Source organism: Nocardia ninae NBRC 108245 (genome assembly GCF_007990755.1).
GTDB classification, from domain to species: Bacteria; Actinomycetota; Actinomycetes; order Mycobacteriales; family Mycobacteriaceae; genus Nocardia; species Nocardia ninae.
In genome coordinates this window covers 20,612-43,876 of the sequence record NZ_BJXA01000076.1, presented here as the reverse complement: position 1 = coordinate 43,876, position 23,265 = coordinate 20,612, and the positions used below count along the sequence as shown (strand labels likewise).

The window sequence follows — 23,265 nt, the reverse complement described above, 5'->3', positions numbered from 1 at the left end:
GGGCAGGCCCGGCAGCAGGCGCGGGCGGAGGCCGGTGGCGATGATCAGCTGGGCGTAGCCGAGGGTCGAGCCGTCGGCCAGCCGTACCTGGCGCGCGTCGGTGTCGACGCCGGTCGCGGCGGTGTCCAGGCGCAGGTCGATCTGCTTCTCGGTGAAGAACTCGCCGGGACGCAGGGTGGTGTCGTCGGTTTCGCCGCGGACGAACTGCTTGGACAGCGGCGGCCGATCGTACGGCAGGCGGGACTCGTCGCCGAGCAGGATCAGCCCGCCCGCGTACCCGGCACGGCGCAGTTCCTCGGCGGTGCGCAGGCCGGCGAGCCCGGCGCCGACGATCACGATCGGCGCGGCGTCTGTTGCGGAAGGTGACACGCAGCTCACCCTAACGTCTGCTTGGTTCGGCGCCGGAGTGAACCCGATCACTCGGCGATGGCGTGCAATCGTATCCATTCAGGTATTGATCGGGCGGTCAATCAGGTCTATACCGAAGGAAGGACATATTCCTGAGCCCAAGGAGGCACACCATGTTCACCGAAAGCCGCGCACAGGACTTCCTCGCCGTAGTGCTGGGGATCTTCGCCGCGCTCTCACCCCTGTGGCTGGAGACCACCGACAAAGCGATGTGGTCGCTGATCGTGCTTGGCGTGCTGATCGCGCTCACCGGCCTCACACAGATGTACCGGCCCGCGCTCGGCACCAACGCCGACTACGCGATGGGTCTTTTCGGCGTGTTGCTGTTCATTTCCCCCTGGGCCATGGACTTCACGGATTACCGCGGCGCATCCTGGACCGCATGGGTAGTCGGGGTAGTGACGGCGGTGGTCGCGGTAGCGGCGCTGCCGACGGTGTCGGGACGGCTGCACGGCGCGGCGACCCACCACTGATGCAGATGCCGAAACCCGGTCGCCGAGCCGCGGCTCAGCGACCGGGCAAGGAACCGAAGGCCGGGCGGCGGCGCAGCGCGAAAGTCGACGGCGACGCCCGGCAACTCATTCTCGATGCCGCCGAAAAGCTTTTCGCGGCACAGGGATTCGATGCCACCGCGACGGCTGCCATCGCGGGCGCCGCCGAGGTGCCCAAAGGCCTTGTCTTCTACTACTTTCCGACCAAGGACTCGATCTTGTCGGCGCTGATGGACGAACGGGTGCCGATGCACCCGATCGACGACATCGACACCGTGGTCGCGCCCGGCGATCCGGCCGCCAGCCTGGTCGCCCTCGATGCCGCACTCAACCTGCGCGACCACCATTCCTCGGTGCTGCGGGTGATCATGTGGCGCGAGGCCGACACCCATCCCGATGTCCGGCGCCAATTGCGCCATCTTCGTGACCAATTGCTGGATGTCACCGCGCGGGTGTTGCAGGCCAGCGCGCCGGCCCCGGTCCGCCCCGGCACGTTGCGCGCCTGCGCCGCCGCCTGGGTCTCGGCCATGTTCGCCATCGCGAGCACCGACCGGTTGCACGCCCTGGACGGTGTGCCGATTCCCTCCGCCGAAGACGTCCTGAATGTCGCCAGAGTGGTCGCCGCGGGCATGACCCAGCTCGGCTGACCTCCGAAGTTATCCACAGGGTGCGTGTTATCCACATTCGGCGGATGGTGGGTATTGCGGAGCGTCGGCGTCGGTCAGGATCGCGGTATGGACGCACCGCAACTGATCTCGCGCACGCAGGCCTTGGCCTCCGGGATGTCCGACAGCCAATTGCAGCGCCTCTGCCGCTCCGGAAAATGGCAGCGGATCCGCGCCGGGCACTATGTGAACGCGCCGCAGCCGGCGCTCACCCTGGCGGGCCGCCATCTGATGCTTGTACTCGCGATGTGCGAGGCGATGTCCGATGACGCTGTGGCGAGCCATTGTTCGGCGCTGATATTGCACGGCTTGCCGACCTGGTCGATCCCGCTCGAGCGGGCGCACGTCACGCGCGACCGAATCGCCGGTGGGCGGATCCGGAAACAGCTGGTCCTGCATTCGGCACAACTGGCGCCGGACGAGATCACCCTGATCAACGGGGTCCGGGTGACCACCGCGCCGCGGACGATCTTCGATATCGCGCGCTCGGTGGGGTTCGAACACGCGGTCGTCTGCGGCGACAGCGCGCTGCGCCAAGGACTCACCACCGCCGATGCAGTGGGCGAACATCTCCGGCGAGCAGCGCACCGCCGCGGAGCTCGGCAGGCCGCTCGGGCCATCGAGTTCCTGGACGGACGCAGCGAGAGCGTCGGTGAGTCGCGTAGCCGGGTGGCTTTTCATGAAACCGGGTTGCCCGCGCCGGAATTGCAGGCGCGGGTCTTCACCGATGATGAGGTGTGCGTCGGACGGGTCGACTTTCTGTTCGATGGATTGGGTGTGATCGGCGAGTTCGACGGACAGAGTGACCAGCGCGATGAATTGAGCGGTGCACGCCTGCCCGCGCAGTGGACGGTTGCGGCACAGGACCGGGACGACCGATTACGCGCACTCGGGTGGGAGGTGGTCCGCTGGAGCTGGAGTGATCTGGATGACCCCGCGCAGCTGGCCGAACGCATCCGCGCTGCCGCCGAGGTCTCGGGGCGCGCTCACCGCACCGGGCATTGGATTCCGACGCCGCGGTGTTGAGCTGATGTGTGTTTGCCGAGCGCCCGCCGACGGGCAGTCAGTCCGGAAGCGGGAGTTGCCGCATGCCCGTCGGCAATGCGGTCAGGGCGCGAGCGGGGTTGCGGAGGTGAGGAATTCGGTGACGTCGCGGGCGAAGCGAGCGTGCTTGACGACACCCATGTGGCTGGTACCGGGGTAGATGACCAGGCGGGAGGTGGGGATGCCGTCGGCGGTGTGGCGGAAGTTCGCGGTGCTGTAGGCCGCGTCGCGTTCACCGCCGAGGACCAGGGTCGGCGCGGTGATCTCGGCGAGGCGGTCGGACAGGTCGAACTCGTCTTCGGCGCGGACGAAGGCGAGGGTGTCCGCCGGGTTCTTCGGGCGGCCCAGCGGATCGATCAGCCACATGCCCGCACCGGCCAGCCGGGCGAGCAACCGTGACGAGGCGGTGATCGGCGCCAGGTGATGCAGTGCGCGCCGACCCGCGAACGCCGCTTCGCCGTAGCGGATCTGGGCCTGTTTGGCGAGCGGATCCAAGCGGTAGCCGGACGAGGCGATGACCAGGCGGCGGACGGCGCCCGGCTGATCCGCCGCCAGCTGCAGCGCCAACGATCCGCCGGACGAGACACCGAGCACATCCACCGGTTCGCCGAACTCGGCCTGCAACGCGTCCGCGTGCTGGGCTGCGATCTCGCCCATCGTGGTGCCCTCGGCCATCCCCGGCGCCCGATTCACCGCGTAGACGCGGAAGTGCCGCGCCAACGGCGCCAGCATCTTGATCTCGGAATTCCGCATCCAGCCACTCGGATTCGCGTGGTCCGGCGTGAACCAGCGCAGGAACGCCAGCGGTCGCCCGGCACCCAGCGCCAGGTAGGGCAGCCCGTGCCGCAGCGCCCCCTCGGCGATGTCGAGCTCAGCGGCGAGGTTCTTGCTCATCACGTTCCTCCGATGATCCGGTGTTGTTCGCATTTCGACGCTAACGGACCCGACCGCCGTTCCGCGATAACCTCCGAGGTCATCGAATCACCTCCCCGCCCGACCGTGGCCGGAACATGTTGCGCCACAATGGCTAGTCTGGGAGCCATGCGAATTGCGGCACTCGCTGCCTTGATCTTGGCGCTGAGCGCCTGTTCCCAATCCACCTCGGGCCAACCACAGCCCGCCCCCGGCCCACCACCGGCGACCTCGACCACGGCCGCGCCGCCCTCGACACCGGCCAGCCCGGAAAGCCGATTGAAGGACCGGATCGCCTGGGTCCAAGCGGGCACCGAAGTCGACCCGAGCCGCTACCACTCCGCGAGCACGGGCACCGGCGCCGCCGCCGACCTGAAGAGCGACATCGCCTTCATCAGCCCCTCCGGAAAGATCAGCTGCATCACCGGAACCGCCTATCAGCTAGACGGATTCAACTGTGTAGTGAAACTGAAGAACCCCGTCCCCAAGCCGCACGAGGGTTTCGGAAACTGGGACGGCGGCTACGTCAACTACTCCGCGAAAACCCTCACCGTAGGCCAATTCCGCGGCGACCCAGGCCTTTTCATCCACGGCGACGGCCAAACCCTCCCCTACGACAGCAAACTCACCTTCGGCGACTACACCTGTCGCATCGCCACCGACGGCCTCACCTGCGTCAACCCCACCACCCGCACCGGCGTCCACATGAGCGACGACGCCATAGTCCCCTTCGGCTGCCTCCGCGAAGCCCAATCACCCCCCGACTCCTCAGTCGGCCGAACCTACACCTGCTGACCGCCCCGCCACCAAACCGATTGTGGCTACAGCTACCTATGGAAATATGGCCACAAGGAGGCAGCGGTGGAGGTCGGAGTACTCGAACTACGGGACAGCTTGAGCCGGTATCTGGCGGAGGTTCGAGCCGGACGGACCGTGACGGTTACTGACCACGATCAGCCAATCGCTCGAGTCGTCCCCACTGGACAACTTCCCGGGCCGGTGTCGGCCCGGGAAGAACGGCGGGTTCAACCCGCACGTACTCGAAAGCAGCCTGCGCCCCAACCGATCCAAGGCCACGGCACGGTGAGCGAACTGATTGATGACCAACGCCGATGATCGGCTGCATCGACTGACCCGTCTCAACAACGAGGAACATGCGGCACGCCTACGACTCTTGGATCAACTCTGACCACAGACCAAGGTCGACAATGCGCCGCTATTGCGCGCGACGGAACTGTCCGACCAGCTAGACCGCCACCATGTCCCACCCACAACCACCATCCACGCCCAGCGGGACACCACGGCGGCATCCATCGAGTAGACCCGCCACCATGTCCCACTCGCGAATGCCGTCCTTGTCCAACGGGACACTATGGCAGCATTTGGGACTTCGAGGCAGGGCGTAGCGCTGCGCGGATACGATGCGGTCGATTGCGCCTCCGCAGAGCAGACGGAAGATGCCGGCACTGCGGCTGCCTCCGGCGACAGCCGACTGTTGGCAGCCTGGAAGTCCCTCGGCGTGGCCACCTTCGATACCAACGCACGGCGGACTAGTCCCTCAGACGCCGAACGGCGCCGCTCCTTTCGGAGCGGCGCCGTTCAGTTTCAGTGATTCAGGAAATCACTTGATGATCTTCGTGACGCGACCGGCGCCGACGGTGCGGCCACCTTCACGGATCGCGAAACGCAGGCCCTCTTCCATGGCGATCGGCTGGATCAGCACGACCGACATTTCGGTGTTGTCGCCCGGCATAACCATCTCGGTGCCCTCGGGGAGGGTCACAACGCCCGTCACGTCAGTCGTACGGAAGTAGAACTGGGGACGGTAGTTGTTGAAGAACGGCGTGTGCCGGCCGCCCTCGTCCTTGGACAGGATGTAGGCCTGGCCCTCGAACTCGGTGTGCGGGGTGGTGGTGCCCGGCTTCACGATGACCTGGCCGCGCTCGACATCTTCGCGCTTGATGCCACGAACCAGCAGACCGACGTTGTCGCCGGCCTGGCCCTGGTCGAGCAGCTTGCGGAACATCTCGATACCGGTGACCGTGGTCTTGGTCGAGGTCGGCTTGATGCCGACGATCTCGACTTCCTCGTTCACGTTGACGATGCCGCGCTCGACGCGACCGGTGACGACGGTGCCACGACCGGTGATCGTGAACACGTCCTCGACCGGCATCAGGAACGGCTTCTCGGTGTCGCGGACCGGGTCCGGGATCGACTCGTCGACGGCGTTCATCAGCTCGACGATGGACTCGGTCCACTTCGGGTCGCCCTCGAGCGCCTTCAGACCGGAGACGCGCACGACCGGCGCGTCCTCGTCGAACTCCTGGGCGGCCAGCAGTTCGCGGACCTCCATCTCGACGAGCTCGAGGATTTCCTCGTCGTCGACCATGTCCGACTTGTTCAGCGCGACCAGGATGTAGGGCACGCCGACCTGACGGGCGAGCAGCACGTGCTCGCGGGTCTGCGGCATCGGGCCGTCGGTCGCGGCGACCACGAGGATGGCACCGTCCATCTGCGCCGCACCGGTGATCATGTTCTTGATGTAGTCAGCGTGACCCGGAGCGTCGACGTGCGCGTAGTGGCGCTTCTCCGTCTGGTACTCGACGTGGGAGATGTTGATCGTGATACCACGAGCCTTCTCCTCCGGCGCCTTGTCGATCTGATCGAACGCGAACGCGGCGTTCAGATCCGGGTACTTGTCAGCCAGCACCTTGGTGATCGCTGCGGTCAGCGTGGTCTTGCCGTGGTCGACGTGACCGATGGTGCCGATGTTGACGTGCGGCTTCGTCCGCTCGAACTTCGCCTTCGCCACTGTGGTGTCCTCCTGGACTTGTTGGTGCGTGCAGTTGCAGCAGTGCGGTTATTACTGGGGTCGTACTGACTCCCGGCTGGCGGGGCAAGTGCATGCAGCTTGTCCCTATTGGGCTTGCTGCCAGTCTTGCACTTGCTCCGCCGGTATTACTCGCCGGTCGCCTTGGCGATGATCTCCTTCGACACGTTGGCCGGAACCTCCGCGTACGAGTCGAACACCATGGAGTAGTTCGCTCGGCCCTGGGTCTTCGACCGCAGGTCACCGATGTAACCGAACATCTCCGAGAGCGGAACCAGCGCCTTGACGACACGGGCACCACTGCGTTCCTCCATGGCCTGGATCTGGCCACGGCGGGAATTCAGGTCGCCGATCACATCGCCCATGTACTCCTCGGGCGTGATGACCTCGACCGCCATGAGCGGCTCGAGGATCACCGGACCGGCCTTACGGGCCGCTTCCTTCAGGGCCTGCGAGCCGGCGATCTTGAAGGCCATTTCCGACGAGTCGACGTCGTGGTACGCGCCGTCGAGCAGAACGACCTTCAGGTTCACCAGCGGGTAGCCCGCGAGCACACCGTACTGCATGGCATCCTGCGCACCGGCGTCCACCGAAGGGATGTACTCGCGCGGCACGCGGCCACCGGAGACCTTGTTCTCGAACTCGTAGGTCGCGCCGTCCTCGCCGACGAACGGCTCGACGGCGATGATGACCTTCGCGAACTGGCCGGAGCCACCGGTCTGCTTCTTGTGGGTGAACTCGAGCTTCTCGACCTTCTTGGTGATCGTCTCGCGGTAGGCCACCTGCGGCTTACCGACGTTCGCCTCGACCTTGAACTCGCGACGCATGCGGTCGACGAGAATGTCGAGGTGGAGCTCGCCCATGCCGCCGATGACGGTCTGGCCGGTCTCCTGGTCGAGCTTGACCGAGAAGGTCGGGTCCTCTTCCGAGAGACGCTGGATCGCGGTGCCCAGCTTCTCCTGGTCGGACTTGGTCTTCGGCTCGATGGAGACCTCGATGACCGGGTCCGGGAAGGTCATGGACTCGAGCACGATCTGGTTCTGCGGATCGCACAGGGTGTCACCGGTGGTGGTGTCCTTGAGGCCGATCACCGCGTAGATGTGACCTGCCGAGGCAGCCGGAACCGGGTTCTCCTTGTTGGAGTGCATCTGGAACAGCTTGCCCAGACGCTCCTTCTTGCCCTTGGTCGAGTTGATGACCTGGGCGCCGGAGTCGACCTTGCCGGAGTACACCCGGACGTAGGTCAGCTTGCCGAAGAAGGGGTGCACCGCGATCTTGAACGCCAGGGCCGCGAACGGCTCGTCGGCGCTCGGCTTGCGGGTCAGCAGCTCCTCTTCCTTGCCGGGCACGTGGCCGGTGGTGGCCTCCACGTCCAGCGGCGAGGGCAGGTAGTCGATGACCGCGTCGAGCATGGGCTGAACGCCCTTGTTCTTGAACGCCGAGCCACAGAGCACCGGGTAGATCTCGGAGTTGACCGTGAGCTTGCGGATCGCGCCCTTGATCTCCTCGAGCGAGAGCTCCTCGCCGCCGAAGAACTTCTCCAGCAGCGCCTCGTCGGACTCCGCGACGGTCTCCAGCAGTTCCTGACGGTACTGCTCGGCCCGCTCTTTCAGATCCTCCGGGATCTCGACGACCTCGTACTCTTCGCCGAGCTTGGTCTCGCCCCGCCAGACCTTGGCGTTGTTCTCGACCAGGTCGACGATGCCCTCGAAGGTGTCCTCAGCGCCGATCGGCAGCTGGATGACCAACGGCTTGGCACCGAGGCGGTCCTTGATGGTCTGCACGGTGAAGTAGAAGTCCGCGCCGAGCTTGTCCATCTTGTTGACGAAGCAGATTCGCGGCACGTCGTACTTGTCGGCCTGACGCCACACCTGCTCGGACTGCGGCTCGACACCTTCCTTGCCGTCGAACACCGCAACGGCGCCGTCGAGCACGCGCAGCGACCGCTCCACCTCGACGGTGAAGTCGACGTGCCCGGGGGTGTCGATGATGTTGATCTGGTTGTCGTTCCAGAAGCACGTGGTAGCCGCGGAGGTGATGGTGATACCACGCTCCTGCTCCTGCTCCATCCAGTCCATGGTGGCCGCGCCATCATGAACCTCACCGATCTTGTAGGTGATGCCGGTGTAGAAGAGGATGCGTTCGGTTGTGGTCGTCTTGCCCGCATCAATGTGGGCCATGATGCCGATGTTGCGGACCTTGTTCAGGTCGGTGAGCACGTCCTGTGCCACGGAAATCTTCCCCGCTCGTAGCTAGATGGGATTTTCGGGGACGACCCTGTGGTCGTCTCTATGTCAACGCCGGAAGCGGCAGGTTGGTGCCGCGCCGACAGTGTGCCTCCCGACCCCAGACGATGGGCCGGGCAGACGTCACCAGCGGTAGTGCGCGAAGGCCCGGTTCGACTCGGCCATCTTGTGGGTGTCCTCACGGCGCTTCACCGAAGCACCGAGGCCGTTGCTGGCATCGAGGAGCTCATTGGCCAGACGCTCGACCATGGTCTTCTCGCGGCGAGCGCGGGAGTAGTTGACCAGCCAGCGCAGGGCCAGCGTGTTGGAACGGCCCGGACGGACCTCGACGGGCACCTGGTAGGTGGCGCCACCGACGCGGCGGGGCTTGACCTCGAGGGCAGGCTTGACGTTGTCCAGCGCGCGCTTGAGGGTGACGACCGGATCGGTGCCGGTCTTCTCGCGCGCCTGCTCCAGCGCGCCGTAGACGATGCGCTCGGCCGTGGACTTCTTGCCGTCCAGCAGGATCTTGTTGACCAGCTGAGTGACCAGCGGGGACCCGTAGACCGGGTCGTTGATCAGCGGACGCTTGGGTGCGGGGCCCTTGCGTGGCATATCAGCTCTTCTCCTTCTTGGCGCCGTAACGGCTGCGGGCCTGCTTGCGGTTCTTCACACCCTGGGTGTCGAGCGAGCCACGGATGATCTTGTAACGCACACCGGGAAGGTCCTTCACACGGCCGCCACGAACGAGCACCATCGAGTGCTCCTGCAGGTTGTGGCCCTCGCCCGGGATGTAGGCCGTGACCTCGACCGCGCTGGTCAGGCGAACGCGCGCGACCTTACGCAGCGCGGAGTTCGGCTTCTTCGGGGTCGTGGTGTACACGCGAGTGCACACGCCACGACGCTGCGGGCTGCCCTTGAGCGCCGCGGTCTTCGTCTTGGAGACCTTGTCGCGGCGACCCTTGCGGACCAGCTGGTTGATGGTTGGCATAGACCGGCTTTCCTTATTAGTTACGCGGTGTCTGGAACTTCATGTCTTTGTCATCGAGCTTTCACTCGCACGTCCGGCCACGTTTCACGTGCCCCGAGGTCGGGCGTGTCGCGCGCGGTGTAGGGCCCGAAATGCGGGCACGCTGGAGGTGTCAGCCGCTTTCGCTGGCCTACGGTCACGCACGAACTTGCCCGTATGCTTCCGGGCACAGCGATCCACGATACTCGTGGTCGCGACACAGGGTCAAAGCGGGGTGGCTGCAGACCCCGCTACCTGGCCAGGTTCAGCGTCAACTCTACGAGTTTCTTGGCGCCCGCGCACGGATCCGGGTGCGCCGAGCCGGGCCGATAGTTGATCCAGAACCCGATCACACCTTGATCCGCGGCCCCCGCGCTGACGCCACAGGAGTCCGGATCGTTCGGCCGCCGCGTCTCCAGCCCGCGCCGCCCCTGCACGGTGATGTTGTTGGTCAGGTAACCCAACTTGTCGTTGGTGGTCTTCTCGTTGTTCAGCGAGCCGATCTCGTACCAGTTCAGGGTGACCATGGCGCTGCTCGAACCCTGCACGTCCCACATGCACACCGCGCCGTAGAAGGACTGCATCGCCATGGCGCCCTGGCTCACCGCGTCGCCGACCTGGTTCAGCGAGACGATGTCGCATTCGCGCAACAGCTTGTCGAAGTTGGTGTTCACCGACTCCCCGGTCCCCGAACCGGCGGGATGTGCCGAACCGCTCACCGTCTGACCGCAACCCGCGACGGTCACCGCGAGGGCCGAGACAGCGGCCGCCGTGAGTATGGCGCGAGCGCGACGAAGCTGCATTGCCGTCCTCCCCCTCACTTCAGCCGCCGCACGGTCAGCTCCGCCAGCTTGTGCATCCGGTCGCACGGGTTGCCGTCGGGCGCGAACATGCCGTAGGACATCGACCATTCGAAGAAGTCGTCGTCGAGCTGCACGGCGAGGTCGCAGACCTTGCTGTCCGGCTCGAGCGCCTGCCAGCCGGTGCGGCCGCCGACTTCGATCGCCTGGGTGGTCCGCCCCTGGGTGGTCACCCACGCCTTCTCGCGGTCGATCGGGCTGCCCCGATACGACGCGAAAGTTACGCTGGGCGAACCCAATCCGGCGGACTGCCAATTGCAGCCGACCGAATTCTTCAGCGCCTGGGAGATCTGGCCGAGCCCCGCGAGATCACGCACCTCGTCGTCGGTGGCGTGCCCGCACTCGCCGACGAACGGGCCGAGCGTGGCGACCTTCGGCGGCGGCCGCAGCGGCGTGTTCGAGGTGTCCGAGTCGCCGCGCGATCCGCACGCGGACAGCAACAGCGCGAAGACCGTGCCCGTGACGATCGCCGACTTGATCCGCATGCCTGAGACTCTACCGGCGCGACGGTGTCGGCGACCTGCTCGGCCGATCGGCCCGAATGACCTCGGGTGTCGGCGAGTCGGCACCTGCCCTACTCGTGCGGGACGCGGAGTTCGTAAGCACCCATCGAATCGATGTAGGTGCACTGCGCCGGGCCCGTCTTGTATTTCGACATGGCGCCGAGGCAGGCATCGAGGGAGGGGTAATAGGTGAGAGTGGGTTCGGCGCGGGAGGTGGCGTCGGTACCGAGGGTGAGGGCAACGGCCAGCGAGAAGGCGGCGGCGGATCTGTCGAGCACTGCGGCGGCCCCTTAAGCATCCGGCGAGTCAACGGAGCGTACTGCCGGATGCTCAGGGCCACAACCGATCACAGATTGCCGCGGGCCTCCTGTTCACGTTCGATCGCCTGGAAGAGCGCCTTGAAGTTGCCCTTGCCGAAGCCGAGCGAGCCGTGCCGCTCGATCAGCTCGAAGAACACGGTGGGGCGGTCGGTGATGGGCTTGGTGAAGATTTGCAGCAGATAGCCGTCCTCGTCGCGGTCGACCAGGATGCCGCGGCGCTGCAGTTCCTCGACCGGGACGCGGACGCGACCGATCCGGGCGCGCAGTTCCGGGTCCTCGTAGTAGGAGTCGGGCGCGTCGAGGAACTCGACACCCTCGCGGCGCAGTGCGTCGACACAGGCCAGGATGTCGCCGGTGGCGAGCGCGATGTGCTGGACGCCGGGGCCGCGGTAGAACTCGAGGTACTCGTCGATCTGCGACTTCTTCTTGCTGACCGCGGGCTCGTTGAGCGGGAACTTCACCCGGTGGTTGCCGTTGGCGACGACCTTGCTCATCAGCGCCGAGTACTCGGTGGCGATGTCGTCACCGACGAACTCGGCCATGTTCGTGAAACCCATGACGCGGCGGTAGAACTCGACCCACTCGTCCATCTGGCCGAGCTCCACGTTTCCGACGACGTGGTCGATCGCCTGGAACAACCGGTTCGGCGCGCCCTCACGCGGCTGGTAGCCAGCCCGGCGCGCGACGTAGCCGGGCAGGTACGGCCCGTGGTAGCCGGAACGGTCCACCAGGGTGTGCCGGGTTTCGCCGTAGGTGGCCAGGGCGGCGGACCGGACGGTGCCGAATTCGTCTGTCTCGTCGTGTGGTTCGACGAGGACGGTGGCGCCGTGGTTGCGCGCCCACTCGACGCAGCGGTCCACGTCCGGCACCTCGAGCGCGATGTCGACGACACCGTCGCCGTGCTTGTCGTGGTGGGCGACGAGCGGGCTGTCCGGGTCGACCGCGCCCTTGACCACGAAGCGGGCGCCGCCGCTACGCAGCACGAACGCCTTGTGGTCGCGGTTACCGGTCTCGGGACCCGAATAGGCCTCCAGTCGCATACCGAAGGCGGATTCCAGGTAATGCGCGGTCTGGGTCGCGTTACCGACGACCCAGACGAGGGCATCCCAGCCGATTACGGGAAAGTTGTCGACACTGGTGTCGTGGTCCACGAGTCCGACGAGCTTGCGCAGCTCACCGTCGGTGGGGGCGGTGCCGGACTGGCTCTGTGCCGTGCTGGACCGGGCATTCGGCATCTGCTCGATGGTCATGCACCAAGTAATCGTCAGGGTCGCCGGTTAGGCAACAGCGGCGATTTTCGTTAGACACTCTGGCGAATCCGGCTAGGAAGTGCCCCGAAATGCTGGACAATTTGAATAGCATCAGCTGGCTGGTGCTATCCAAGGCTGGAAGCCCAGCCTGTGCTCGGAACGGAGGCCGCCAATGTCACGCACGCCGGCGAAACTGGACGAACTCGATCTCGCGATCCTGACCGCGATGCACGAATATCAGAAGGCGGGCATCCTCGAGCTGTCCCGCCGGACCCGGGTGGCCAGGGCGACGGTGCAGTCCAGGATCGGGCGGATGGAGGAATCCGGCGTCATCGCCTCCTACGACCCGCAGATCGACGTTACCGCAGCGGGTTTCGACGTGCAGGCGTTCGTCACGCTGGAGATCGCGCAGGGCGCGCTGGACTCGGTCGCCGCCGAACTCGACATGATCCCAGGGGTTTTGGAGGCCTACGCGACCACCGGCTCGGGCGATGTGTGGTGCCGGATCGGCGCCGACTCACACGCCGGGCTGCAAGCGGTGCTGCTGAGCATCGACCGGACCTCGTCGGTGGTGCGGTCGCACAGCGTCATCGTGTTGTCGACCGTGGTGCCGTTTCGCACCCTGCCGCTCCTGCGCACCCTCGATCCGGCGGGCGGCACGAAGGCGCCGGCGTACCGCGCGGCGCACGAACGGTAACCGAGCTCAGGGCCGCACGTCGGCGCCCACCTCCAGGATCTCGACCCGCGGTTCCTTGTCCGCCTCCAGAAAGGCGAGCAGGGCATGCGATTCCGCTTCCACCGCCGCGCGCTCGGCCTTGGTCCACTTTCGGGTGGGGCTGATCCGCAGGCGCGCCGCGCCGGACTCCGGGAAGATCTTGTAGAGACCGGCGAGGTAGCCGTCGACCAGCACCGGGGCGACCGCGGCGGCGAAGGCGCGCAGCGGTGGCGCCGCGCCGTCCGGCACGATCCTGCTCCGATCCTGGTGCGAGAGCAGGGCATTGTCGTACCAGCCGAGCAGGCGCACCGGTGCCGGGAGTTCCGGATCGGCGAGCTCGCCGTCGGCGGCGTCGTAGAGGGTGCGGCCGCGCTCGTCGGTGTAGGTGCGCACCCGGTCGCCGAGCTGGGCGATCGCCTGCTTCATGCCGAGCAGCTTCGACCAGGTCTGCATGTCCATGGTGGACGCCGGACCGAAGGCGCGCAGGTACCGAAGCAGTAACTCCGCCAACGGATAGGACGGGTCGAGCGGTGCGCCGAGCCACGGCTCGACCCGGGACCAGACCGGCCTGCTGCTTTCCTTCCACTTGCCGCGCGGCGGGGTCTGCAGCACCGGCAGCAGGATGAGCCAGGCCTGCACGACCATGCCGGGATTGCGGTCCGGGTAGCACTCGGCGGCGTGCAGTCGCAGATCGGCGGCGGACATCGGTTCGTCGCCGAGCACCCGCTCGCCGTGCGCGCGCACCTCGTCGGGGTCGAGTCCGACCAGCGCGCCGTAGTTGAAACCCTTTCGGAAGGGGATCTTTTCCAGCTCCGGCTGCATCAGCGGCGCGATCCGCAGCGCGTCCGGCGGGGTCACCATGTGAATAGTGCCGCGCATCAAGGTGATTCGGGCGAGCGTCCGATCCTCCAGCGCGTTCGAGATTGTCGCGGGATCGAAATCCGCTATGCGACTCCACAATGCGACGAACGGCGGCGGCGAGTCCTGTGCTTGCAGACCGACGAGGTGATCGCACATCTCGTGCACGGTGAGCTGCGAGCGTTCCAGCAGATGCTGGCGGGCGAGCAGCGTGCGGTTCAGTATCCGGTCGGAGAGCATCACGATTCGCTCGCCTCAGCGCAGCGTGACCACGACCTTGCCGGTCGCCGTCCGGTTCTCCAGCGAGGCGATCGCCTCGGCCGCCCGGTCCAGCGGGTAGAGCACCGGCTCGGGTGCGGCGATCTTGCCCGCGGCCAGCAGCGGCGCCACCTCGGCCCACTGCTCGGTCAGGTAGCCCGGGTGCGTCATCACCCATTCACCCCAGGCCGCGCCGATCACCTCGACGTTCTTCAGCAGCAGCCGGTTCACCTTCACGGTGGGGATCTCACCCGCGGTGAAGCCGACCACCAGCAGGCGGCCCGCCGACGCGAGCGAGCGGACGCTGTCGGTGAAGCGGTCGCCGCCGACCGGATCGAGCACGATGTCCACGCCGCGACCGCCGGTCAGTTCCTTGACCGCCGCGAGCCAGCCCTCGGCCAGCACCACGTCGGTGGCGCCGTTCGCGCGGGCCACCTCCGCCTTCGCCTCGGTGCTGACCACCGCGATCACCCGGCCCGCGCCGAGCGCGGTGGCCATCCGCAGCGTCGAGGTGCCGATGCCGCCCGCGGCGCCGTGCACGAGCACCGTCTCGCCCGCGGCGAGCCTGCCGCGGTTGCGCAGGCAGAAGTGCACCGTCAGATCGTTGAACAGGATGCCTGCCCCGGACTCCAGGGAGACGTTGTCTGGCAACGGGAACACCATCTGCGCGGGCGCGACGGCCGTCTCGGCCATGGCATTGCCGAGCAACGTCAGCGCGACCACCCGGTCGCCGGCCTTGACGTGCGCGTCGGCCGGCGCTTCGCGCACGATGCCCGCGACCTCGCCACCGACGACGAACGGCAGCTCCGGCTTCATCTGGTACAGCCCGCGCGACATCAGCACGTCCGGGAACGCGACACCGGCGGCGTGCACGTCGATCACCACGCCACCCGGATACGACTTGGGCTCCGGGATGTCCACGATCTCGACCGACTCCGGTCCCTCCAGCTTGCTGACCTGGGCTGCGCGCATCTGCCGACCTCTCTGTCGTGGCACCGGCCTCGTCCGCGCCGGCGCCGCCGTGATCAACGTAACCCGCGTCGCCGCGCCGTGCGCACCCTGCCCGCGTCGCGCCGCCGCGCGCGACTGCCACGACCTGCTCGACGCCCTGTTCCGCAGACCCCGTTTTGCTATGCTGACCGCGACCTATGGTCGGGCGTGAAGGGGGACTCATGGTCGAGCGCAATCAACCATCGTCGACGAGCGTGCAGGTCGATCCGGACGCACTGCGGTCCTTCGCGCAAACCCTCGGCACCGAGGCGGGCGAGGTGACCGGGCTCAACGCGGGGGGCGCGTTCACCGCCGCGGCCACGGCGCTACCCGGTACCGAATTCGGTACCGCGGCACAGCAGGCGAACGATGTGGTCAACCGGTGCCTGCAACGGATCGGCAATCGACTGACCACCATCGCCGACAATATGCACAATGCTGCAGGGAAATACGAACTGGCCGAGGACGACTTCACCGCGAAGCTGCGCGCGATCGGACTGCCATGACCCTCACCATCCCTGACGTGGAGAACTGGAAACCCGAACAGCTCACCGCCGCAGGCGAACACGCGGGGACCGTCTCGCAGGGCCTGGATGCCGCCGTCGGCAAGGGTGCCAGTCAGACGAAATCGCTGGAAGACGGCAAGAAATGGTCCGGTACGGCCGGGGCCGCCGCGAACGCGCGCATGGACACCGAGAAGACCAAGGCCTCACCGGTCAGTGCCGCGCTGCTGGAATTGAAGACAGCCTTCACCTCTCAGACGCAGAACCTGGTCGAAGCGAAAACCAAGGTGCTGCAACTCCGCGATGACGCCGTCAATCAGGCACCCCCATTCGATGTGGAGCCGAACGGCACCGTCAATGCGACGACCCGGATCGCGGCGCTGCGCGAGCATTCGGACAAGGCGAACGTAGAGGGACTCATTTTCCAGGAGTCGCTGCAGGCGGCGACTCGGACCTGGGAACTGACCAATGCGCTGAAAACCGCGGAAACCGTTGCCAACCAGGCGAAGACACAGGTCGATGCGGCGGTACGCAAATTGGAGCAGGCGTTCGGTGGACTCGGCGAGCCCGCCACGAATGTGGCGCCACCGGTGAATACCGCACCCGCCAGCGTCGCGGCGCCGACTCCGGTCAGCAGTAGCCCTTCGTCCAACAAGCCGAGTTACGCGATGGGGAACAACAGCAATTCCGGGTCGTCCGCCGGCAGCCCGTACACCGGAAGCTATTCGGGGAGCTCGAGCGCGCCGACTGGGCCGTTGCCGAGCGGCGATATGGCGAAATGGATCGCGGAGGCGAAACAGAAACTCATCGAAATGGGCTACGACCCCAAGGATATCGATGAGCGGGCCATCGCCATGATCATCCAGCACGAATCAGCGGGTAACCCCTATGCGGAAAACCGTTGGGACAGCAACTGGCTGGCGGGGCACCCGTCGAAGGGGCTGATGCAGACCATCGACAGCACCTTCAACGCCTACAAGGCACCGGGGCACGACGATATCTGGAATCCGGTGGACAACATCATCGCCGGCGTCCGCTACTCGATCGATACGTACGGATCGGTCAAGAATGTGCCCGGCGTGGTGGCCGTCGAATCGGGTGGCGCCTACCGCGGCTACTGACGGTCCCGCTCATCGCTGGGCGTTGGCGAGCAGCGCGTATTGCGCGGCCGCCCGTTGCTGCGTTTCCCATAGTCGGGCGCCGAGCACCAGCGCCGCGTATCTGCGGTACGCGACAAAGCAGCGGAACTGCGCTTCCTTCGGCGCGACATAGTCCTGCACGCACAACGCACCGGGCACATCCGCCGGGGGATCCACCGCCCGCCGGTCCACCGGGTTGCCGAGTTCGGCGGACTCCGCGACGAATCGCACCGCGGCGGCGTCGTCGGTGGTTCGGAAGCCGAAAGCACTGGGAGCCACCGCAACCCGATCGACCCCCGCTCGGCGCAGCACCGGCAGCCGGCCCGATTGGTCCAGCACGTAGTTCAGGTAGCCGCGCAGCGTCAACACCACCTCGCCCTGCCCATCGGGCCCGGCGACGACGCCTTGGTCGTGGATAACCCTGGCCAGCAACCCGTCCGGATCCTGGTGCAGCGTGCTGAAGTTTCCGGCCGGTGTCGGCGTGAACTTGTCGAGTTCGGCCACCTCGGCATCGAGATACTTCTGGGTCGCCTCGACCAGTCGATTGATATCCGCGGTCCGCGAATCCGCGAGCACACTGATCACGTAGATCCCGTGTGCGGTCGTGCTACCCAGCGTCGGAACCGACGGACGCCAATGGGCCCGCGAGTCCGGGTACTTGGGCAGGCTGACCGCGACATTTTCCGGATTGAGGGCGAAATCCACCGCATCGAGTTCGGCTGCCGCGGCCTTCGCCGCCGCCGCATCCCGCAAACGCAACACCGTCACGGTGAGACCCTCGCGCTGGCGACTACCGGCCGCCGCCGTGGTGAGCGGCAGTACGTCCTCGGCCGAACCAGTCGAGAAACCGAGGACGAAGCCGTGATTCAGCAAGACCGGAATCGTGGGCTCGGCGAGATACCGCGTCACCGACTGGACATCGGTATGCATGAGCGCCGACGCGCCCGCGGAGTATGTCGGGTCCACCTCGTGCGGACTCAGTACCGCATCCGCCATGCGCGCGGCCTCCAGCCGGGCGTACCCGACATCGTCCAGGCGGGCCGAGAGCTTGGGCGGCGTGGTCGGGAACTTGCCCGTATCCAGCGAACGCACGTCGATCTCGGCCGAAACGCCGGTGCCGCGCACCGTCGATGCGCAGCCCCCGGCCCCGACTACGGCGGCGAGAACAGCGAGGATGGCCGTGACCGCGCGTGGATTCCAGTTCATCAGTTCACCCGGGGGAGGTTGTCGAGGACATTCTGCAGCACCAATTGCGCTGTCAGACATCGGAATTCGGGACGTTCATTGAGCGTCGGGTTCGCCACCTGCACGGTCACCACCTCCGCGTCGGTGCTGTTGATGCCGCGATACTGACCGCGCCGTTCACACGTGGGCGATCGCAGGTCCGCCTCGTCCGTGAAGACGATATTGCCGCCACCGAGATCGAACGGGATCGGCTTTTCGGTCGGCACCAGCACCTTCGAGCGTTCCAGCGCGACGGTGACCGTGCCGGTCGAGAGCCACTTGCAGGTGTGCAGTTGATCCGGAGCTCCGCGGACCTGCTCGCCGATATTCAGCTTGACGACGCTGGAATCCACCAGGGCGCACGGGTCATGCGGGGCGAGTGAGCTGCGCAAGCCCGGAAGCTGTGGCGCGCGTTCGGTCAGCCGGCGGGCCAGCTCCGCGGCCGCGTCGTCGGCGACGCCGCACCTTTCCTCGGGTTGCGCGCCCTGCACCCGGACCGCGATCCCGAACTGCGGGTCCGTTGTCGCGGGGAACAGTGCCCGCCCGCAACTGTCGGCGCCGCTGGTCACGTCCTCCAGGACCGGCACTCCCGCAACACGTTTGCCGTTGTCGCGATAGCCCTCGATGCGCTTGATGTCGACGTCGAACCGGTACCCGTCCGCCTCGCCCGAGCACGTTCCCCATTGGGTGGAGCTCGGCTCCGTCGTCCAATTACCCAGCGCGGAGACCAGTGGCTCGTGCACCGCGGCGCAGACATCCAGCGACCGGAGCTTCGTAAGATTCAGCGCGGCAAGTGGATTCGCCACCGGGCCGGCCGGTCGCTCGTCTTCACCACCGAACAGGGCCGTACCGGCCAGGACACCGGCAACCAAGACCACCACGGCCGCGGCCGCGATCAGCACCCGCTTCCGACGCCGGTGCAACACCCCGGCGCGTTGGATCTCGACGAGCGCTTGCAGGCGCTGTTCGAAGTCGGCGCTGTGCGACGCCGGGACGGGCGCCGGCGCGGCACCGACGAACTGAGTGGCCTCCGGGTCGGCCAGCAGCGCCGACATCTCCGCCTCCTGCGCGCCGATCGCCTTGTGCACCTGTGTCGACCAGGGACGATGCTGCGGTGGCAGCGGCCCGAGGAAGTCGAGCAGCTGGGCGGGTGTCGGGCGTTCCTGCGGGTCCTTGCGCAGGCACGGTTCCACCAATTCCCGGACCTCGGGCGGCAATCCGCTCAGGTCGGGGTCGGTGTGCACGATGTTGTAGAGCGTGTGCGGCAGCGAGGCGCCTGCGAAGGGACTCGCGCCGCCCGCCGCCATCGCGAGCACCGCGCCGAGGGAGAAGATGTCGCTGGCCGGGGTCAGCGGCAGCGACTGCGCCTGCTCCGGGGACATGAACGCAGGCGAACCGATGATCGAACCGGTGTGGGTGAGCTCGGATCGGCCCTCGACCGCTCGGGCGATACCGAAATCGATGACCCTCGGGCCGTCCTCGGCGAGAATCACGTTGGCGGGCTTCAGATCCCGATGAATCAGGCCGACGCCATGGATGGCCTGCAGCGCCGAGGCGAGGCCGATCGCCAGCTTGTGCACTTCTTCCGGGGTCAGCGGGCCGTAGTCCTGGACGGCCTTGTCCAACGGCACCCCCGGCACGAAAACCGAGGCAAGCCAAGGCTCTTCCGACTCGACGTCGAAGTCGATCACCGCGGCGGTGAAGGCGCCGGAGACCTGCATCGAGGTCTGCACCTCGCGGCGGAACCGCGGCAGGAAGTCTTCCTCGGTCACCAGGTGCTGGTGCACCTGTTTGATCGCGACCAGCCGGCCATCCGGGCCGACGCCGAGCAGCACCCGCCCCATGCCGCCGGAGCCGAGCTGGCCGAGCAGCCGGTATCGGCCGATCTGCTGGGGTTCATCGCGCTCGAGCGGTGTCACCATCACAAGCTCCTCAGTCGGGCCACGACGCCACCGAGCACTGACTCGGTAGCGGCACAGGCGGTTTCGGCGGCGCCGGGCCCGGTCGGTTGCGCGGTCACGGCGATCAGTTCTCCTCGGTCTTCGATGGTCGGCCGGACCAGGTGGTAGGTCGCGCACGTGCCGTCGGGGTCGATGCGGCGCGCCGACGGGAAGTCGCCGAGGGTGCCGCCGTTCACCAGCAGTCCGGTGTACTTCGGGTCCACATCGACGCGCTTTCCCTCGGCGGTGTGCACGGTGATCGTGAAGCGACTGCCCGCCCAGGTGCAGGTGTGCGCGTCGACCGGTACCGGCGCCGCCCCGGTACCTGCTTGTGCGGCGATCACATCCTGCGCCACCGAGTCGCACGGAACCATCCGGACGACAGACTGTTTCGGTGAACGCACGCTCGGTGGACTTGCCGCCAGCCGGCCTGCAACGGCTTTCAAGGCGTCCCCTGCCAACACACAGGACGCTCCTTCTGCCGCAGTTATTTTCACTTCGACACCGAGTAGCGGTTGGTCGCGTACCGCGATGGCGCGCGCGCATGAATCCGCACTCACCGACGTGTCCAGCATGGGGCGACCCGCGATCTGTTCGGTCACCGGTTTCCCGCCCGACAAAGCGGTACCGACCCCGACGGTCAGCTGCGTCCGACGCCCGCCGGACTCGACGAATTTCGTGCCACAGACCGACGAATTCGTCAGCTCCGGCTTGACGGGCTGCCCCAGATGCCCGACCACGTCGTTGCCGAGCAGCGCGCAGGTGTCGGTGAGCCGCAATTGCTCATCGGTCAGTTCCAGGGTGCGATTCGCCAACGGATCAACGGGCGCGGGCGTAGTGCCGCGGGTCAGGAGAAAGGTCGTGACGGCCCCGGCAGCCAACAGGACCAGTACCGCCGCTGCGGCAACCCATCTCGCGGTCCGGCGCGGCGACTGCTCCGGCACCTCGCCACCGGTCGCTACCCAACGCTCGGCTTCCGCCCGGTCCTGGGTGATCTGCCGCCGCACCCCGGCGGACCAGCCGGACCGGGCGGTGATGTCGGCTACCGAGTCGATCAGTTGCCGCGGGGCCGGGCGATGTGCGGGGTTCTTGTCCAGGCAAGCAGCCACGATGGGGCGCAAAGGCGCAGGCACGCGACTGGTGTCGGGGTGGTGGTGCACCACGTTGTACAAGGTCTGCGGCGCCGAGGCACCGAGAAATGGGCTCTCCCCCGTCGCCGCCATGACCAGCATCGCGCCGACCGAGAAAACGTCGCTGGCAGTGCTGAGTTCGTTGCCCGACGCCTGTTCCGGCGACATGAAAGCCGGCGAGCCGACGAGGGTGCCGGTGCTGGTGAGCTGAAGGTCGGCTTCCAAGGCGCGGGCGATGCCGAAATCGATAACGCGCGGACCATCCTGCGCGAGAAGAACATTCGACGGTTTGAGGTCGCGATGGATCATGCCCGCCCGGTGAATCTCCAGCAAGGCGGAGCCGAGGCCCGCGGTCAGCAGGCGTAGGCCGCCGAGAGACATCGGGCCGTGCTGATCGATGGCGTCCCGCAGCGAAGGGCCGGGCACGAAAACCGAGGCCAGCCACGGCGCTTCGGCTTCCGGGTCCGCGTCCATCACCGCGGCGGTGTACGCCCCGGTGACCCGTTGGGAGGCTTGCACTTCGAGCCGGAAGCGGGCACGGAACTCGGGATTCTTGGCGAGATGCCGGTGGATCATCTTGACCGCGACCAGCCGGCCGTCGGGTGCCCGGCCGAGCAACACCCGACCCATGGCGCCCTGGCCGATGACCGCGATCAGCCGGTGGCGGCCGGCCGTGCGCGGATCGTGTCGCCCGAGCGGCTTCACCGTGTTCCTCCCCTGTAGTGCCTGTTCGGGATCGTACCGGCGCGGGTCGGTCACGTCCTGATGTCGCCGGGTGCGGGGTCAGGCGAGTGTCCGGCCGTCGGCGGCGAGAGCGGCGCGGAGCTTGCTGATCGCGGTCGGGCCGACACCGTGCAGAGCAGCGAGATCGCGCTCGGTCCACGCGGTGAGGTCGTCGAGCCGGCGGATTCCGGCCGCGGCGAGGGCACGTTCGGCCGGTTTGCCCAGTTTCACAGGGAGATCCGAAACGCTCATGTCCCCCATGATGCCTGGTAGAAGCGTTGCCGATGAGGATACCGTTGGTAACGGACGCACTCGACGCGATGGTGTGACGTACGCCCCGTAAAGTCGTCTCACAACAGCACCACACGAAGAACGCGGCACACCGTGCAGCGCGAGGAGCACCAGTGTCACTCGATCAGCCACTCGCCCCGCTTCCCCAGGAGGGCATGGGCTTTGCTTCGGCGTGGCCCATCCGGGCGGGCGATGTGGACCCCTACGACCGGCTGCGGTTCGACGCCGTCGCCCGCTACCTGCAAGACATCGCCTGGGAAAATCTGCACAAGACGTTCTTTCATCGCACCGATCCGAATTGGATCGTGCGCCGCACGGTGATCGATGTGATCCGGCCGATCCTGTGGCCGGACGAGGTGCAGCTGTTGCGCTGGTGCTCGGCGCTGTCGACCCGCTGGACCAATATGCGTGTGCGGGTGACCAGCACGAACGGTGGCCTGATCGAGACCGAGGGCTTCTGGATCAATATCAGCGAGGCGACCGGGATGCCCGCGCGGATCAGCGACGAGGGCCTGGCCTATCTCTCGCGGACGACCCAGGAGCACCGCCTGCGCTGGCGGCCCTACCTGACCGACGCCACCCCGTCGGAATCCGACACCGATATGCCGTTTCCGGTGCGCGCGACCGATATCGACCAGTACAACCACGTCAACAACGCCTGCTACTGGCAGGCGGTGGAGCAGTTCATGGTCGAGTATCCGAAGCTGCTCGCCGGCCCGCATCGCGCGGTCATCGAGTACGTCGCGCCGGTGCTGGCGCGCCAGCATGTGACCGTCCGCAGCCGCTACGAGCCGGGTGATCGCACCGGGCGGCCGGTACTGCGGCTGTGGTTCGTGGTCGGTGGCACGACCACGACCGTCGTCCGCATCATGCCGCTGCCGCCGGAATAGACCGACCTCGCGGCGCTGAGGAACACGACGCCCGAACATTCGAGCACGCCGACCCGAAGCTCGCGTCCGCCGCCTCGAGATCCGAAC

The 23,265-nt window shown here is 66.8% G+C and carries 24 protein-coding genes; 8 read left to right on the top strand and 16 right to left on the bottom strand.

Translation table 11 applies throughout. From position 1 onward, the window contains the following. Positions 1 to 369 (bottom strand): FAD-dependent oxidoreductase (locus NN4_RS36080; protein WP_246181269.1); only part of this gene is annotated, 369 nt, incomplete at its 3' end. A 152-nt stretch (positions 370 to 521) separates the two neighbouring features. Here NN4_RS36080 and NN4_RS36075 point away from each other — a divergent pair. The 3 genes from NN4_RS36075 (at position 522) to NN4_RS36065 (ending at position 2,590) form a co-directional block, all read left to right on the top strand. Further along, on the top strand, positions 522 to 881 hold the full coding sequence (locus NN4_RS36075; RefSeq protein WP_147140594.1) for an SPW repeat domain-containing protein: 360 nt from the start codon (positions 522 to 524) through the stop codon (positions 879 to 881). Beyond that, positions 881 to 1,546, top strand: coding sequence for a TetR/AcrR family transcriptional regulator (locus tag NN4_RS36070; RefSeq protein WP_147140591.1), 666 nt, complete (start codon positions 881 to 883; stop codon positions 1,544 to 1,546). Before NN4_RS36075 ends, NN4_RS36070 begins: the two co-directional genes overlap by 1 nt. 87 nt (positions 1,547 to 1,633) lie before the next feature. Next, the gene (locus NN4_RS36065) at positions 1,634 to 2,590 is read left to right on the top strand and encodes a type IV toxin-antitoxin system AbiEi family antitoxin (protein WP_147140589.1); all 957 of its coding nucleotides are present in this window, start codon (positions 1,634 to 1,636) and stop codon (positions 2,588 to 2,590) included. Positions 2,591 to 2,671: 81 nt separating this feature from the next. Here NN4_RS36065 and NN4_RS36060 read toward each other — a convergent pair whose 3' ends face one another. After that, positions 2,672 to 3,502 (bottom strand): alpha/beta fold hydrolase, encoded by an 831-nt coding sequence (locus tag NN4_RS36060; RefSeq protein ID WP_147140587.1) that lies wholly within the window; start codon positions 3,500 to 3,502, stop codon positions 2,672 to 2,674. Positions 3,503 to 3,649: 147 nt separating this feature from the next. Here NN4_RS36060 and NN4_RS36055 point away from each other — a divergent pair, with 147 nt between their 5' ends. Continuing rightward, positions 3,650 to 4,315, top strand: a complete 666-nt coding sequence (locus NN4_RS36055) for a hypothetical protein (protein ID WP_147140585.1) — start codon at positions 3,650 to 3,652, stop codon at positions 4,313 to 4,315. Positions 4,316 to 5,141: 826 nt separating this feature from the next. On the opposite strand, the gene tuf is transcribed toward NN4_RS36055, so the two are convergent. The 8 genes from tuf to hppD form a co-directional block, all read right to left on the bottom strand. Then, positions 5,142 to 6,332 carry an elongation factor Tu gene (tuf, locus tag NN4_RS36040; RefSeq protein ID WP_107659457.1) on the bottom strand — a complete coding sequence of 397 codons (1,191 nt, stop codon included), beginning with the start codon at positions 6,330 to 6,332 and terminating at the stop codon, positions 5,142 to 5,144. Positions 6,333 to 6,478: 146 nt separating this feature from the next. Next, a complete protein-coding gene (fusA, locus tag NN4_RS36035) occupies positions 6,479 to 8,581 on the bottom strand; it encodes an elongation factor G (RefSeq protein WP_147140581.1) in 2,103 nt (700 codons plus the stop codon). A 138-nt stretch (positions 8,582 to 8,719) separates the two neighbouring features. Next, positions 8,720 to 9,190 carry a 30S ribosomal protein S7 gene (rpsG, locus tag NN4_RS36030; protein WP_040739280.1) on the bottom strand — a complete coding sequence of 157 codons (471 nt, stop codon included), beginning with the start codon at positions 9,188 to 9,190 and terminating at the stop codon, positions 8,720 to 8,722. 1 nt (position 9,191) lies between these two features. Beyond that, a complete protein-coding gene (gene rpsL, locus NN4_RS36025; RefSeq protein WP_019049359.1) occupies positions 9,192 to 9,566 on the bottom strand; it encodes a 30S ribosomal protein S12 in 375 nt (124 codons plus the stop codon). 269 nt (positions 9,567 to 9,835) lie between these two features. Next, positions 9,836 to 10,387 (bottom strand): DUF3558 domain-containing protein, encoded by a 552-nt coding sequence (locus NN4_RS36020; RefSeq protein WP_107659459.1) that lies wholly within the window; start codon positions 10,385 to 10,387, stop codon positions 9,836 to 9,838. Between the two features lie 14 nt (positions 10,388 to 10,401). Next, a complete protein-coding gene (locus NN4_RS36015) occupies positions 10,402 to 10,929 on the bottom strand; it encodes a DUF3558 domain-containing protein (protein WP_107659460.1) in 528 nt (175 codons plus the stop codon). An 89-nt stretch (positions 10,930 to 11,018) separates the two neighbouring features. Continuing rightward, positions 11,019 to 11,225 carry a hypothetical protein gene (locus tag NN4_RS36010; RefSeq protein WP_147140580.1) on the bottom strand — a complete coding sequence of 69 codons (207 nt, stop codon included), beginning with the start codon at positions 11,223 to 11,225 and terminating at the stop codon, positions 11,019 to 11,021. A 68-nt stretch (positions 11,226 to 11,293) separates the two neighbouring features. Further along, the gene (gene hppD, locus NN4_RS36005; protein ID WP_147140600.1) at positions 11,294 to 12,502 is read right to left on the bottom strand and encodes a 4-hydroxyphenylpyruvate dioxygenase; all 1,209 of its coding nucleotides are present in this window, start codon (positions 12,500 to 12,502) and stop codon (positions 11,294 to 11,296) included. Positions 12,503 to 12,689: 187 nt separating this feature from the next. Here hppD and NN4_RS36000 point away from each other — a divergent pair, with 187 nt between their 5' ends. Beyond that, the gene (locus NN4_RS36000) at positions 12,690 to 13,214 is read left to right on the top strand and encodes an Lrp/AsnC family transcriptional regulator (protein WP_107659462.1); all 525 of its coding nucleotides are present in this window, start codon (positions 12,690 to 12,692) and stop codon (positions 13,212 to 13,214) included. A 6-nt stretch (positions 13,215 to 13,220) separates the two neighbouring features. On the opposite strand, the gene NN4_RS35995 is transcribed toward NN4_RS36000, so the two are convergent. Then, positions 13,221 to 14,330 (bottom strand): winged helix DNA-binding domain-containing protein, encoded by a 1,110-nt coding sequence (locus NN4_RS35995; protein ID WP_147140598.1) that lies wholly within the window; start codon positions 14,328 to 14,330, stop codon positions 13,221 to 13,223. A 15-nt stretch (positions 14,331 to 14,345) separates the two neighbouring features. Further along, positions 14,346 to 15,320, bottom strand: coding sequence for an NADPH:quinone oxidoreductase family protein (locus NN4_RS35990; RefSeq protein WP_147140577.1), 975 nt, complete (start codon positions 15,318 to 15,320; stop codon positions 14,346 to 14,348). A gap of 200 nt (positions 15,321 to 15,520) precedes the next feature. On the opposite strand from NN4_RS35990, the gene NN4_RS35985 reads away from it, so the two are divergent. Both NN4_RS35985 and NN4_RS35980 read left to right on the top strand, forming a co-directional pair. Next, the gene (locus NN4_RS35985) at positions 15,521 to 15,844 is read left to right on the top strand and encodes a type VII secretion target (protein WP_107659465.1); all 324 of its coding nucleotides are present in this window, start codon (positions 15,521 to 15,523) and stop codon (positions 15,842 to 15,844) included. Continuing rightward, positions 15,841 to 16,962 (top strand): lytic transglycosylase domain-containing protein, encoded by a 1,122-nt coding sequence (locus NN4_RS35980; RefSeq protein WP_147140575.1) that lies wholly within the window; start codon positions 15,841 to 15,843, stop codon positions 16,960 to 16,962. The genes NN4_RS35985 and NN4_RS35980 overlap by 4 nt, the downstream gene beginning before the upstream one ends. A 9-nt stretch (positions 16,963 to 16,971) precedes the next feature. On the opposite strand, the gene NN4_RS35975 is transcribed toward NN4_RS35980, so the two are convergent. From NN4_RS35975 to NN4_RS35960, 4 genes are all read right to left on the bottom strand, one after another. Continuing rightward, positions 16,972 to 18,186, bottom strand: a complete 1,215-nt coding sequence (locus tag NN4_RS35975) for a DUF7373 family lipoprotein (protein ID WP_147140573.1) — start codon at positions 18,184 to 18,186, stop codon at positions 16,972 to 16,974. After that, complete coding sequence (locus NN4_RS35970) at positions 18,186 to 20,126, bottom strand: serine/threonine-protein kinase (protein ID WP_186818793.1); 1,941 nt, start codon at positions 20,124 to 20,126, stop codon at positions 18,186 to 18,188. Before NN4_RS35970 ends, NN4_RS35975 begins: the two co-directional genes overlap by 1 nt. Beyond that, positions 20,126 to 21,979, bottom strand: coding sequence for a serine/threonine-protein kinase (locus tag NN4_RS35965; RefSeq protein WP_147140568.1), 1,854 nt, complete (start codon positions 21,977 to 21,979; stop codon positions 20,126 to 20,128). The genes NN4_RS35970 and NN4_RS35965 overlap by 1 nt, the downstream gene beginning before the upstream one ends. A gap of 78 nt (positions 21,980 to 22,057) precedes the next feature. Next, positions 22,058 to 22,249: a helix-hairpin-helix domain-containing protein gene (locus NN4_RS35960; RefSeq protein ID WP_186818792.1), complete on the bottom strand. Its 192-nt coding sequence runs from the start codon at positions 22,247 to 22,249 to the stop codon at positions 22,058 to 22,060. A 152-nt stretch (positions 22,250 to 22,401) separates the two neighbouring features. On the opposite strand from NN4_RS35960, the gene NN4_RS35955 reads away from it, so the two are divergent. Continuing rightward, a complete protein-coding gene (locus NN4_RS35955; RefSeq protein WP_186818791.1) occupies positions 22,402 to 23,178 on the top strand; it encodes an acyl-[acyl-carrier-protein] thioesterase in 777 nt (258 codons plus the stop codon). Positions 23,179 to 23,265: the final 87 nt, after the last annotated feature.